The organism is Streptococcus infantis, from assembly GCF_047464415.1.
Taxonomy (GTDB): Bacteria; Bacillota; Bacilli; order Lactobacillales; family Streptococcaceae; genus Streptococcus; species Streptococcus infantis_AE.
The window spans coordinates 12,958-25,252 of sequence record NZ_JASHBX010000001.1 but is presented as its reverse complement, the minus strand read 5'-3'; the positions used below and the strand labels follow the sequence as shown (position 1 = coordinate 25,252).

Genomic DNA, 12,295 nt, shown 5'->3' with positions numbered 1-12,295 from the left:
TCCTAAATATTACAATTCTACTTTTGCAACTGCTGTTTTAGCAGCAAGAGAACCTGTTTGTTCTAATTTAACTGATTTGATCGCATCACCATTTGTGAAGACAACTACAGTTGTAGTTTCACGACCAGCTTCACGGATAGCACCCAAGTCAGCTGTGACAAGAAGATCACCAGCAGCAACCTGTTGTCCTTCAGTAACACGAACTGTAAATGGTTTTCCTTCAAGACTTACTGTGTCCAAACCAATGTGAACAAGTACTTCAAGGCCTGCTTCAGTCACAAGACCAAGAGCGTGTTTAGTTGGGAAGATACTTGATACAGTACCTGATACTGGAGATACAATGTTTCCGTTTGATGGTTCTACTGCAAATCCATCACCCATCATTTTTTGTGCGAATACAGGATCCTTAACTTGATCCAATTCAATCACTTGACCGTCAGCAACTGAGTATACTTCTTCAGTCACACCTTTGTATACAACAGCATCTTGTTGAGCTGCTGCCATTTGACTTGGAAGAGTTTCAGGAATCACTTCACCTGAGTCAAGAAGGTCTTGGATATCTGATTTCAAAACGTCAGCTTTAGGTCCGTAGATAGCTTGGACACCTTGTCCTTTCATGACAAGTCCCATAGCTCCTTCAGCTTTCCATTGTTCCTCTGTTCCAACTTTTCCAGCATCTTTTACAGTAACACGAAGGCGAGTCATACATGCATCCACATCAACGATGTTAGCACGTCCACCAAGAAGGTTAATGATGTTAACAGCTTGAGAAGCTTCTGCAACTTTTGACTCACCAGAAGCAGCAGATTCTGATGAACCTTCAGCAGTTTCGTAGTTTCCGTTACGTCCTGGAGTAGCATAGTTGAATTTTTGAATCATGAAGTTGGCGATAAAGTACATGATAACTGCAAATAGTGCTGTTACCCAGATAAAGTTAATGATATCCATACCAAGACCAGCATTGATAGCTAGTGGAGTACGAGTCAAGAATTCAATTGAACCGAATGAGTGCACACGAAGGTGAACAATATCAGCCATAGCAAAGGCAGCACCTTGAACAACAGCGTAGACAAGGTAAAGAGGTGTTGCAACGAACATGAACATATATTCAATTGGCTCAGTAACACCAGTCAAGAAAGTTGCAAGAGCTGTCGCAATCATCATACCTTTGTATTGGTGTTTCTTGTCTGCTTCAACATTACGGTAAATAGCAGCAGCCACACCCATCAAAATACCGAATGAACCAATCATTTGTCCAACTTTGAAACGAGCTGGATGAACTGTATCTAGCAATGTTTGGTATTGACTAGCATCAGTACCTTTAAGGTTTACAAGGTCTGTTACCCATGCAAGCCAAAGTGGATCTTGTCCAAATACTTGAGTGCCTTTTGCTGCACCAGTTAAAATATCGTAAGTACCACCAAGAGCTGTATAGTTCATTGGGATAGTCAACATATGGTGAAGACCAAATGGCAAGAGCAAGCGTTCCAAAGTACCATACAAGAATGGTGCAAGAACTGGTGCTGTTTCTTGTGAATTAGCAATCCAGATACCGAAGTTGTTGATACCTGTTTGAACAACTGGCCAGAAAGCTGAAAGAAGAATTGCAGCGATTGCTGAGCGAAGAATAACTACAAATGGTACAAAACGTTTCCCGTTAAAGAATGAAAGGGCATCAGGAAGTTTACGGAAATTATAGTATTTGTTAAATGCAGTCGCTCCAACAAAACCGGAGATAATCCCTACAAATACCCCCATGTTAAGGGCTGGTGACTCAAGTACACTAATGAAGTAATCAGCAACCTTGATAGATCCACCAAAGATTGTTGAAACCATAGCGTTAGGATCTTTCAACATATCCCCTGATACACCGAAGATTGTACCAGTGATACGGTTAATAAGGATAAATGCAAGACCTGCCGCAAAAGCACCACCAGCACGTTCTTTAGCCCAACTTCCTCCAATAGCGAGGGCAAACAAAATATGAAGGTTACCGATAACTCCCCAACCAATTTGCTCTAGTACGCCACCAGTAATAACTAGGGGAGCAAGGTTTGGGTCAATCATTGCAAGTGACTTACCGATTGAAATCATCAATCCAGCCGCTGGCATAACAGCGATAACCACCATTAGAGCCTTACCGAATTTCTGCCAAAATTCGAAAGACAAGACATTTTTGAATGTATCTTTCATCATTCAAATCTCCTTTATATTTATTCGGCAAACGTTTTACGAAAACGTTTGCGCTTGTTTATGATTTAATTCTACCACTTTTTATTTTTTTGTAAAGGCTTTTATAAAAAAATTTTGACTTTTTCTTTCGTTTCACTTTCTAGGCACGCTCTCTCTTACTGACCTTTTTTGAGTTTGTAGGGCTTTTCTGATATAATATTAGCTATGAAATCCTATAATACCTTGAATGATTACTATCGAAATTTATTCGGAGAAAAAACTTTTAAAGTTCCTATTGATGCTGGCTTTGACTGTCCAAACCGTGATGGAACTGTAGCACATGGGGGCTGTACTTTTTGTACGGTTTCTGGTTCTGGAGATGCAATCGTTGCTCCTGATGCTCCTATCCGCGAGCAATTCTATAAGGAAATTGACTTCATGCACCGTAAGTGGCCTGAAGTTAAAAAATATTTGGTTTATTTCCAAAATTTTACCAATACACATGAAAAGCTGGAAGTGATTCGCGAGCGTTATGAGCAAGCCATCAATGAACCTGGGGTTGTCGGTATCAATATCGGGACTCGACCAGATTGCCTTCCTGATGAAACAATTGAATACTTGGCAGAATTATCAGAGCGAATGCATGTTACCGTAGAGTTAGGCTTACAAACTACTTATGAAGAAACTTCCGAATTGATTAACCGCGCCCACTCCTATGAACTCTACGTAGATACAGTCAAACGACTTCGGAAGTATCCGAAAATCGAGATTGTTGCCCATTTGATCAATGGTTTGCCCGGTGAAACTCATGAAATGATGGTGGAAAATGTTCGGCGTTGTGTAAGGGACAATGATATCCAAGGGATTAAGCTTCACCTACTTCACCTCATGACCAACACTCGAATGCAACGCGACTATCATGAAGGTCGTTTGCAACTCATGAGTCAGGATGAATATGTCAAGGTCATCTGTGACCAACTAGAAATTATTCCCAAGCATATCGTTATCCATCGGATTACGGGTGATGCGCCTAGAGATATGCTGATTGGTCCTATGTGGAGTCTCAATAAATGGGAAGTTCTAAATAGCATTGAGGCTGAAATGAAACGACGAGGTAGTATCCAAGGATGCAAGGCTGTAAAACAGGAGTTTATGAATGAAAAGACCACTTGAAATGGCGCATGATTTTCTTGCCCAAGTCATCACCCAAGAAGATATTGTCGTTGATGCGACCATGGGAAATGGCCATGATACCCTTTTTCTAGCTAAGTTGGCTAAACAAGTCTACGCTTTTGATATACAGGAACAAGCTCTAGAAAAGACAAGCCAACGTCTACAAGAAGCTGGTTTGACCAATGCAGAATTAATCCTACAAGGTCATGAAACCGTGGATCAGTTTGTAAGGGAAGTTAAGGCAGCCATCTTTAATCTTGGTTATCTTCCTTCAGCTGATAAAAGCATTATCACCCAACCTCAAACAACCCTTGAGGCACTAGAAAAACTCTGTCAGATGCTCGTTAAGGGCGGGCGGATTGCCATTATGATATACTACGGGCATGAAGGCGGAGATATCGAACGGGATTCAGTCATGGATTTTGTCAGTCAGTTACCGCAACAAGAATATACTGCCTCTATCTATCGCACCCTCAACCAAATCAACAATCCACCATTTTTAGTCATGATTGAAAAATTAGAAAGGTATCGCCATGGATCAACAATACCTACGAGATAAAATAGAAGGACTTCGTCACAAATTTGTCGAATCAACCCAACATGAACGGGCAGTTGGTATGTTAGATGAAGCTCATATGAGCAAGAAGATGCTGAAAATCAAGAAGAAAATGATAACACTTGAAATGGAACGTTGTCAGAAGAAAATCGAGCACAAGGACTGCTCGAAGATTGATCAAAAAATCCAAGAACAAAAGGAACTTTTTGAAGCTTGCCGCAAACAAAAATAAGGAGGTAGAAGATGAATTTACTTTTTTATCTCTTAGTATTTTTACTAGTTCTTATTGTTTCTAGCACGACCAATAAACTTCTTCCCTTTTTACCCATGCCCCTGATTCAAATTTTATTAGGGATTGGAATTGGACTTTGTTTACCCAACAACCAATATCACTTAGATACTGAGTTATTCCTAGCTTTAGTCATTGGCCCGCTACTCTTTCGAGAAGCTCAAGAAGCAGACATTACTTCTATCCTAAAACACTGGCGGATTGTCCTCTACTTGATTTTTCCAGTTATCTTTATCTCAGCTCTGAGCATGGGGGGAGTCGCTCATGTCCTTTGGACTAGCCTTCCATTAGCCGCCTGCGTAGCAGTTGGTGCCGCTTTAGGGCCTACAGACCTAGTAGCCTTCGCATCCCTTTCTCAACGCTTTTCATTCCCAAAGCGGGTTTCTAATATCCTAAAAGGGGAAGGTCTTCTGAATGATGCTTCTGGACTAGTAGCCTTTCGAATGGCTCTCATCGCTTGGACAACAGGAACATTCTCCCTTACCCAAGCCGGAACTTCATTAGCTATTTCCATCGTTGGAGGTTTTGCAGTTGGCCTTATAACAGCCTTCATAAATCGCTCCCTCCACTCTTTCCTACTCAGCGTACGAGCTACTGATATCGCCAGTGAACTCTTGCTGGATCTCAGTTTACCACTTTTAACATTCTTCATAGCTGAAGAGATTCATGTTTCTGGAATTATTGCGGTCGTTGTCGCTGGTATTTTAAAAGCTAGTCGTTTCAAGAAAATAAATCTGCTTGAAGCCCAAGTTGATACTGTTACAGAGACTGTATGGCACACAGTAACCTTTATGCTTAATGGTTCTGTCTTTGTTATTTTGGGAATGGAACTGGAGATGATTGCGGAGCCAATTCTGAAGAGTGCTTTTTATAACAATGTGCTCCTTCTCATCACTATCTTCCTCTTAACCTTCCTACTCTTTGCCATCCGCTTTCTCATGATTTACGGCTTTTACGCGTTTCGAATAAAGAAACTTCAAAAAAGCCTCCACAAGTATGTCAAAGATATGCTCCTCTTGACATTCTCTGGCGTTAAAGGTACTGTTTCTATTGCCACCATCCTCTTGATACCTTCTAATCTGGAGCAGGAATATCCGCTCCTTCTCTTCCTCGTAGCCGGTGTAACCCTGGTCAGTTTCCTTACTGGATTATTGATCTTGCCACACCTTTCTGAAGAGCAAGAACCATCTAAGGATCAGCTCATGCACATCGCTATCCTAAACGATGTTGCCATGGAGTTGGAGAAAGATCTGGAACATACTAAAAACAAGGTTCCCCTCTATGCTGCTATCGATAATTATCACGGACGGATTGAAAATCTCATCCTCAGCCAAGAAAACAAAGAAATCCAAGAAGACTGGGAAGCTCTTAAACTCTTGATTCTCAGTATCGAGAACGATGGTTTGGAACAGGCCTATGAAGAAGGCAAAATCGGTGAAAGAGGTTATCGTGTTTATCAACGGTACTTGAAAAGCATGGAGAACAATATTAAGCGAAACTTTGCTTCTCGCCTAACCTACTACTTCCTTGTTTCTATCCGGATTGTGCGTTTTCTCCTTCATGAATTGCTCACATTTGGAAAAACCTTCCGTTCTTGGAGAGACAAGGGAAATCAAAGACTTCTTGCCATCGATTATGACCAAATTGCAGAGCTCTATCTAGCCAACACTGAAATCATCATCGAAAGTTTGGAAAACCTGAAAGGGATTTATAAGAGTTCCTTGATTAGCTTTATGCAGGAATCACGTCTCCGTGAAACCAGTCATATTACCAGTGGTGCCTTTGTGGAACGGGTTATCAATCGTATCAAACCCAATAATATCGACGAAATGTTAAGAGGCTACTATCTAGAGCGTAAGTCTATCTTTGAATACGAAAAACAAAAACTCATCTCAGCCCAGTATGCCAAAAAATTACGACAAAATGTAAACAACCTAGAAACCTATTCTCTAAAAGAAGCAGCCAACACACTACCTTATGATATGATGGAATTAGTTCGCAGAAATTAAGATTTAGGTTATTATTGTGGAGGATTATGCAATGAAAAAGTTGTGGAAACAACTAACCAATAGGCCTTTATTTAAAGCTTTTTTGCACTACTATCGTGTTTCAGATATTGAATTAACCAGTGTAGCTGTGGCCTATTATTGGTTGATTTCAATCTTCCCCTTACTTATGATAGCTGTCAATATCTTGCCTTATTTTCAAATTCCAGTCTCCGATTTCTTGATCACACTAAAGGAATTTTTACCAGATACGATCTATGATGTAGTAGCAAAGATTGCTCGGGAAGTGCTGACACAACCATCTGCTGGACTCTTGAGTTTTGCGGTAATATCAGCTCTTTGGACATTTTCAAAATCCATGAATTTCCTACAAAAATCTTTTAATAAAGCTTATGGAATCGCTAAAAACAGAGGGCTTATTTCCCATCAACTGATGAGTCTCCTGGTTAGTTTAGGATTACAGATTCTCTTTGCACTTGCTCTATTCCTAAGTATGTTTGGTCATATGTTATTGGATCTGTTAAAAAACTACTGGAAATCCGAAAGTTCTCTATTTGCATATTTACAGGATTTTACTGGACCGCTGATTTATGCCTTTCTTTTTGCGATTTTGATCATGCTCTATTATTTACTTCCAAACGTGAAAGTCGGTCGTATTCGTTACGTCCTTCCTGGAAGTCTGTTCGTACTTCTTACTCTCATATCTCTATTAACGATCTTTTCAGCTTATTTCAACAATTATGTTAACTATCTCGTTGACGTCAGATTTTTCAGTTCGATCGTCGTCGTTGTCATGATGTTCTGGTTTATAATTATTGCCAAGATATTAATTATCGGTGCAGTGATCAATGCCAGTGTTCAAAGCCTAAAAGACCCGGACTTTAAAGCTAATCAATAATTTTTTATCGATTAATACTCAATGAAAATCAAAGATCAAACTAGGAAGCGAGCCGCAGGTTGCTCAAAACACCGTTTTGAGGTTGTGGATAGAACTGACGAAGTCAGCTCAAAATACTATTTTGAGGTTGCAGATGGAAGCTGACGTGGTTTGAAGAGATTTTCGAAGAGTTTAAACAAATCAATCCCCCAGTCATTTGATACTGAGGGATTTTTGAATTAGTTACTTTATTGTCCACTAGTCAGGGCTTGCAATTCTGTTTTTAGATACTGAGCCAAATGTTGGTGAGCAAAAATATTGGCATTTTTTTCTGCGGTAGGATTGTAGTTGGTGTTGGTATTTACATCATAGACATAAATATCTCCACTCTCTGATTGAACCCATTCAATTGCCGCAACTTCAATCTGAGCATTTTTCAAGAAATTCTCATAAGCTTCTCTTCGGCCATCTGGTAGAGGTTCTGTAATCTGGAATTTCTCAGACGTTTCTAGTTGTTCTGGTCTCTTGCCGATTTGACAACCATCTGCTGGACAAAGTTGGAAACCATCTGAAGAGTCGATTGAAACAGTGTAGAGGAACTTTTGATTGATAAACTCTGAACGACGGATACGTCCATCACTTGGTTTGATGTAGGCTTGTAACAAGGTAATCCCGTCCACTGATGGTTCAAAGAGGGGACTATTGACGTAAGCTTCAAGTTCCTCTTCATTTTGGAAGAGTTGAACTCCTAAACCTTTACCTGCTCGATTATGTTTGGTAATCAAAGGATAGATGTTCAATTTTCTTGCTGCTTCAATGATGTTTTCTTGACCCAAAACTGCAACTGTCGCAGGAGTCTCGATACCAGATTCGTTTAACTTCAAATATTGTTTGACTTTACTAATTTCAAGGTTGATAGCACCGGTACCATTCACAACTTTGCGTCCGTGTGCTTCTAACCAAGTAATCACTTGCTCTGTAAATTCTGGCGCATAACGATGTCCTCTTGTGTGAGAAGAGGCAGACATACGATTGTAAAAGATACCTTGTGGCGGTGGGCTTTGCAAATCTAAAATCCCACTAGACAAATCCCATAGTTCATAAGGGACTTTTAATTCTTCCAACCATTTCACTAAATGTTGAGTCCATTCTAGATTCTCATGAATCACATAAACTTTTGCTTCACTCATTACTTATAAACTCCTTAAGAAAAGCTGACTGATAATTGGCTTTCCTTTTCTTCTTCTAAAATATATCCTTCTGTTTTTTCGATAACGCTAACTGTTAAGATTTGACCCAAAACGTTGATCATGGTACGGCCGGCATTGACAAAGAAATCAACTGCAAAAATCAAGGCTACTCCTTCAACTGGTAAGCCCAATTGAGGTGCTGCAGCAAGTAAAACCACAATAGCTCCTGATGGTACGGTTGCTGCTGTTTTTCCAATCAAGGTCAAGAGTAAAACAGTAAACAAGAGGCTTGATAAAGAAAATTGAATGCCATAGGCGTGGGCGATAAAGATTGTCGCTACTGAGAAATAAACTGCTGCTCCCTCTAAGTTAAAAGTATATCCTAAAGGAACAACTAAATCAATTGTATGCTCGTCATGCCCCTGTTTTTTCAAATCTTTAAGAAGTGATGGCAAGACCACACTAGAACTTCCAGTAACAAAAGCCAAAGTTAAGAGACTCCAATTTTCACGAAAGGCTGACAAATACGGAACTTTAAAGAAGACTGCAATCAAAGGGAAAATAAGGAGAACCAAAACAGCATAAGCCAAATAAGTTCCAATTACAAACTGACCAAGCCCAATCAACTTGTCGACACCCGTAGTTGCAACATCTTTGGCGATAAATCCAAAAATTCCAATCGGTGATAGTTTGACAATCACTGTAACAATCTTGTAGATGGCTTCAATCCAGATTTGGAAACCTTGGATAATTTTCTGAGATTTATCAGACTTAAGATTCCCAATTCCGTAACCAAGAAAGATGGCAAACACGATAATTGGCAAGAGGGCACCTTCTGAAAGTGACTTGACGATATTTGATGGAATAAAACCAAGCAAAAATTCGCTAAACTTGACATTGTTAGCAATCCCATCAAGGTTTCCACCAGTTTGACCGATATTCACTCCTTGACCAAATCCTAGATAGTAACTAGCAAATACAAACAAAAGAGTAATAGCAGTTGTTACTGCGAAAAAGTAAACCAAACTCTTGGTCAAGATTTTCCCAAAAGATTTTTTCCCGATAACACCAGCTACCGCAACAACGATAGTTGGGAAGATTAAAGGAATGATAACCATATTGATCAATTTAATAAAGGCTTGACCTAAAAATTGATAAAAGCCTGCAAATTGTGGCCAGATAAGGGCAGCGATAACACCCAAGACCAAAGCCACCAATAATTGAATGCCTAGTGAGAGTTTTGACCATAAAGTAACTAATTTCATAAGAAACTCCTTTGTTTTATTTGCTACTCATTCTACTACTATTCTTCACTTCTGACTAATATATATTTTCTATGGTGAACATAAAAAAGATTTATATTGAGGACTCAAACTATCATTGTATCGAACACATGATTTATTCTGATCAAGCAGGAATTATAAAATCTGTTTCTTATCAATGATTTTTTGCTAAAACTGTGATAAATCAAGGAATTTACTTTTCTATTCTCAAAATTTTATGATACAATAATGGTATGATTTTAATGAAACTTGCTTCCATCTTGCTTTTGGTACTAACCTTAGCTCTGGCGATTATTTTAAGCAGACTCTTTAAGTTAAAAAAAAGGGGCATCAATGCTGCTGATTTAGCTTTTCCTTTTCTGATATTTGAATATTATTTGATTACGACTAAGATGTTTACACATAATCAACTTCCTGTATTGGGAATAGCCTTATCAATACTAGCAATTGTGTTAGTCTTTTTCTTCTTAAACAAAAGACGTAGTTTTTATTATCCAAAATTTATTAAATTCTTTTGGCGAGCTGGATTTTTACTAACACTGCTCATCTATATCATCATGATTGTTCAAATTTTCGTGATGAAATAGTCAACTATTACAATATAGCCCACCAACACCTCGATCTTGGTTTCTAGATATTCCTAAGAGGGGCTTTTCTAATGAGATTTTAAAAAAAGATTATAAAAATGTATAGGAGATTAATCAAGTGAAAAAAACGCTCTTGGCAAGCGCCATTACGCTTTCAGTTTTTGGTCTAACAACCAACCTTAGCTATGCTGAGGAGAACAAAGTACAGTCAACCCCAGTAGAAACAACACACAGTGAAACCTCTACTGACAAAGTGGAGAAAAACAGTCTTCCTGCCAAGGAAGCTGAACCTTCAACTGAAGCAAATGCCAATCAAACGACAAATCCAGCTAAGAAAGAAGAAGACAAGGCACCAGAAATTCAAAAAGAAGGTTGGGTATTAGAGGAAAATATCTGGCGCTTCTATGAAAATAATGCCCCTGTTCTTAACTGGAAAAAAATCCACGGAAAATGGTACTACTTCAACAAAGATGGAATCATGTTGAGCGATACTATTTTTGACGGATATATCCTTACTAGTAGCGGGGCCATGGTCGATTCTGGTTGGAGTAAACTCCAAGAAAAATGGTATTACGCTAACGCTTATGGAAAAATTTCTCAACAAAAATGGGAAAAGATCGGTGGTGTCTGGTACTATTTTGATCAAGACGGTGTCATGCTCAGCAACACGATTTTTGACGACTATCTGTTTACTAATAGTGGTGCCATGGCTGAGAGTTCTTGGGTAAAACAAGATGGACAATGGTACTATGCCCCTGCTTCTGGTAAATTAATCAAAAATAAGTGGGACAAAATTAGTGGTACCTGGTACTACTTTAACAAAGACGCCACTATGGCAAACAACCAATGGCAAGGTAGCTACTACCTAAAAGCTAGCGGTGCTATGGCTGAAAAAGAATGGATTTTCGATAAAAACTATGATAGTTGGTTCTACTTGAAATCTGGTGGTACTTATGCAGAGCGTCAATGGATTGGTTCATACTACCTCAAGGCAGGTGGCTACATGGCTAAGAGCGAATGGATTGACGATAGTTACTATAAAGCTCGCTACTATGTAGATGAAAATGGAGTCTATGTTACAGGTACCTATAAAATAGATGGGAAAGACCAGCAATTTCAAAGTGATGGAAAATGGCTTGGAGAAGCTTCTACAAGCCACGGGTTTGAAAAGGGGAAATATAACAATATCATCTTCCTAGATCCAGGCCATGGTGGTAAAGATCCTGGAGCATCTTATTATAACATCACCGAAAAAGAACTGAACATGCAAGTTTACCAAAAGCTACGCAAGGAGCTTGAAGGACTCGGCTATACTGTTCTTTCTTCAAGAGACAGTGATGTCTTTGTAGACTTTGTCACCGAACGTTCAAGAATGGTTAATAAGACTGACTCAGATATCTTTATTAGTATTCACTTCAATGCTAGTGGTAATCCAGCTTCAAACAGAGCTGGAATCCAGACTTATTCTTATGAAGAAGCTGCTGGTTATCCTTCTAAGATCAATCCTTACTGGCATAACCACCCTGACAGAATCAGTGAAAGCAATCGCCTCGCGGCAGATATCCACTCTTCACTATTAGCTGAAACTGGTGCTAAGGATGCAGGTCGTCTACGAAGTAGTTTTGCTGTCCTTCGAGAAACTAATAAACCAGCCGTTCTATTGGAATTGGGATATATTGACAATTTCAATGAGAATCAACAAGTCCGCAGTGATGCCTACCAAAACAGATTGGTTGCAGGTATTGTAAAAGGGATTCAAAAATATTACGCAGGTCAATAAAGAAAAAATCTCGAGAAAATCTCGAGATTTTTTTGTATTATTTTTCTTACTTGTTGGCTTCAGGATAAAGAAATCCAATTCCAACGCAAGCCAAGACTCCAGCACCGATAACCAAACCGCTTGAAAGTGGCAAGATATCAAGAATGGCATTGGCGATGATAAAGGCAATAATCAAGCTCATGAGACTGGCCTTGTAATCTTTTTTCACCAAATTCTCAAGAGTAAAAAATAGGAATAAACCTACTGGAAAGAGGGCCCAGATATTAACATCCAAACTTGGCCATCCAACTAAACCAAAATACAAGACTGCTGCTGCAACGACTAAAAATCCGATACCTACTACTTTTTTCATGATACGACCTCATTTTCTATTTTGTTAGGA

Annotated in this window: 12 protein-coding genes; 8 read left to right on the top strand and 4 right to left on the bottom strand. The window is 39.2% G+C overall.

Annotation, left to right across the window (positions count from 1 at the left end):
- Window positions 1-9: 9 nt before the first annotated feature.
- Complete coding sequence (locus QM460_RS00145) at window positions 10-2,196, bottom strand: PTS transporter subunit IIBC (RefSeq protein ID WP_414288714.1); 2,187 nt, start codon at window positions 2,194-2,196, stop codon at window positions 10-12.
- A gap of 201 nt (window positions 2,197-2,397) precedes the next feature.
- On the opposite strand from QM460_RS00145, the gene QM460_RS00140 reads away from it, so the two are divergent.
- The 6 genes from QM460_RS00140 to QM460_RS00115 are packed head-to-tail and all read left to right on the top strand — an operon-like array spanning window position 2,398 to window position 7,238.
- Window positions 2,398-3,345: a TIGR01212 family radical SAM protein gene (locus QM460_RS00140; RefSeq protein WP_414288712.1), complete on the top strand. Its 948-nt coding sequence runs from the start codon at window positions 2,398-2,400 to the stop codon at window positions 3,343-3,345.
- A complete protein-coding gene (locus QM460_RS00135) occupies window positions 3,329-3,904 on the top strand; it encodes a class I SAM-dependent methyltransferase (protein WP_414288710.1) in 576 nt (191 codons plus the stop codon). The genes QM460_RS00140 and QM460_RS00135 overlap by 17 nt, the downstream gene beginning before the upstream one ends.
- Window positions 3,879-4,133, top strand: coding sequence for a hypothetical protein (locus tag QM460_RS00130; RefSeq protein WP_414288708.1), 255 nt, complete (start codon window positions 3,879-3,881; stop codon window positions 4,131-4,133). The genes QM460_RS00135 and QM460_RS00130 overlap by 26 nt, the downstream gene beginning before the upstream one ends.
- Before the next feature lie 11 nt (window positions 4,134-4,144).
- Complete coding sequence (locus QM460_RS00125) at window positions 4,145-6,199, top strand: cation:proton antiporter (protein WP_414288706.1); 2,055 nt, start codon at window positions 4,145-4,147, stop codon at window positions 6,197-6,199.
- A gap of 31 nt (window positions 6,200-6,230) precedes the next feature.
- Window positions 6,231-7,094, top strand: a complete 864-nt coding sequence (locus QM460_RS00120) for a YihY/virulence factor BrkB family protein (RefSeq protein ID WP_414288704.1) — start codon at window positions 6,231-6,233, stop codon at window positions 7,092-7,094.
- A 21-nt stretch (window positions 7,095-7,115) separates the two neighbouring features.
- A complete protein-coding gene (locus tag QM460_RS00115; protein ID WP_414288947.1) occupies window positions 7,116-7,238 on the top strand; it encodes a hypothetical protein in 123 nt (40 codons plus the stop codon).
- Window positions 7,239-7,321: 83 nt separating this feature from the next.
- Here QM460_RS00115 and QM460_RS00110 read toward each other — a convergent pair whose 3' ends face one another.
- Both QM460_RS00110 and QM460_RS00105 read right to left on the bottom strand, forming a co-directional pair.
- Window positions 7,322-8,263: an ATP-grasp domain-containing protein gene (locus tag QM460_RS00110; protein WP_414288702.1), complete on the bottom strand. Its 942-nt coding sequence runs from the start codon at window positions 8,261-8,263 to the stop codon at window positions 7,322-7,324.
- 14 nt (window positions 8,264-8,277) lie between these two features.
- The gene (locus tag QM460_RS00105) at window positions 8,278-9,528 is read right to left on the bottom strand and encodes a dicarboxylate/amino acid:cation symporter (RefSeq protein WP_061862881.1); all 1,251 of its coding nucleotides are present in this window, start codon (window positions 9,526-9,528) and stop codon (window positions 8,278-8,280) included.
- A 251-nt stretch (window positions 9,529-9,779) separates the two neighbouring features.
- Here QM460_RS00105 and QM460_RS00100 point away from each other — a divergent pair, with 251 nt between their 5' ends.
- Window positions 9,780-10,133: a DUF3397 domain-containing protein gene (locus QM460_RS00100; protein ID WP_061862880.1), complete on the top strand. Its 354-nt coding sequence runs from the start codon at window positions 9,780-9,782 to the stop codon at window positions 10,131-10,133.
- Between the two features lie 118 nt (window positions 10,134-10,251).
- Window positions 10,252-11,913 (top strand): N-acetylmuramoyl-L-alanine amidase, encoded by a 1,662-nt coding sequence (locus QM460_RS00095; RefSeq protein WP_414288700.1) that lies wholly within the window; start codon window positions 10,252-10,254, stop codon window positions 11,911-11,913.
- 46 nt (window positions 11,914-11,959) lie between these two features.
- On the opposite strand, the gene QM460_RS00090 is transcribed toward QM460_RS00095, so the two are convergent.
- Entirely contained in the window at window positions 11,960-12,265 is a 306-nt protein-coding gene (locus QM460_RS00090; RefSeq protein ID WP_414288699.1) for a hypothetical protein, read from the bottom strand.
- Between the last annotated feature and the right edge of the window lie 30 nt (window positions 12,266-12,295).

Bases quoted from the DNA above. Each gene is read 5' to 3' on its own strand.
- QM460_RS00110 (WP_414288702.1), bottom strand. From the start codon at position 8,263: ATGAGTGAAGCAAAAGTTTATGTGATTCATGAGAATCTAGAATGGACT.
- QM460_RS00140 (WP_414288712.1), top strand. From the start codon at position 2,398: ATGAAATCCTATAATACCTTGAATGATTACTATCGAAATTTATTCGGA.
- QM460_RS00135 (WP_414288710.1), top strand. From the start codon at position 3,329: ATGAAAAGACCACTTGAAATGGCGCATGATTTTCTTGCCCAAGTCATC.
- QM460_RS00130 (WP_414288708.1), top strand. From the start codon at position 3,879: ATGGATCAACAATACCTACGAGATAAAATAGAAGGACTTCGTCACAAA.
- QM460_RS00090 (WP_414288699.1), bottom strand. From the start codon at position 12,265: ATGAAAAAAGTAGTAGGTATCGGATTTTTAGTCGTTGCAGCAGCAGTC.
- QM460_RS00120 (WP_414288704.1), top strand. From the start codon at position 6,231: ATGAAAAAGTTGTGGAAACAACTAACCAATAGGCCTTTATTTAAAGCT.
- QM460_RS00125 (WP_414288706.1), top strand. From the start codon at position 4,145: ATGAATTTACTTTTTTATCTCTTAGTATTTTTACTAGTTCTTATTGTT.
- QM460_RS00145 (WP_414288714.1), bottom strand. From the start codon at position 2,196: ATGATGAAAGATACATTCAAAAATGTCTTGTCTTTCGAATTTTGGCAG.
- QM460_RS00115 (WP_414288947.1), top strand. From the start codon at position 7,116: ATGAAAATCAAAGATCAAACTAGGAAGCGAGCCGCAGGTTGCTCAAAA.
- QM460_RS00100 (WP_061862880.1), top strand. From the start codon at position 9,780: ATGATTTTAATGAAACTTGCTTCCATCTTGCTTTTGGTACTAACCTTA.
- QM460_RS00105 (WP_061862881.1), bottom strand. From the start codon at position 9,528: ATGAAATTAGTTACTTTATGGTCAAAACTCTCACTAGGCATTCAATTA.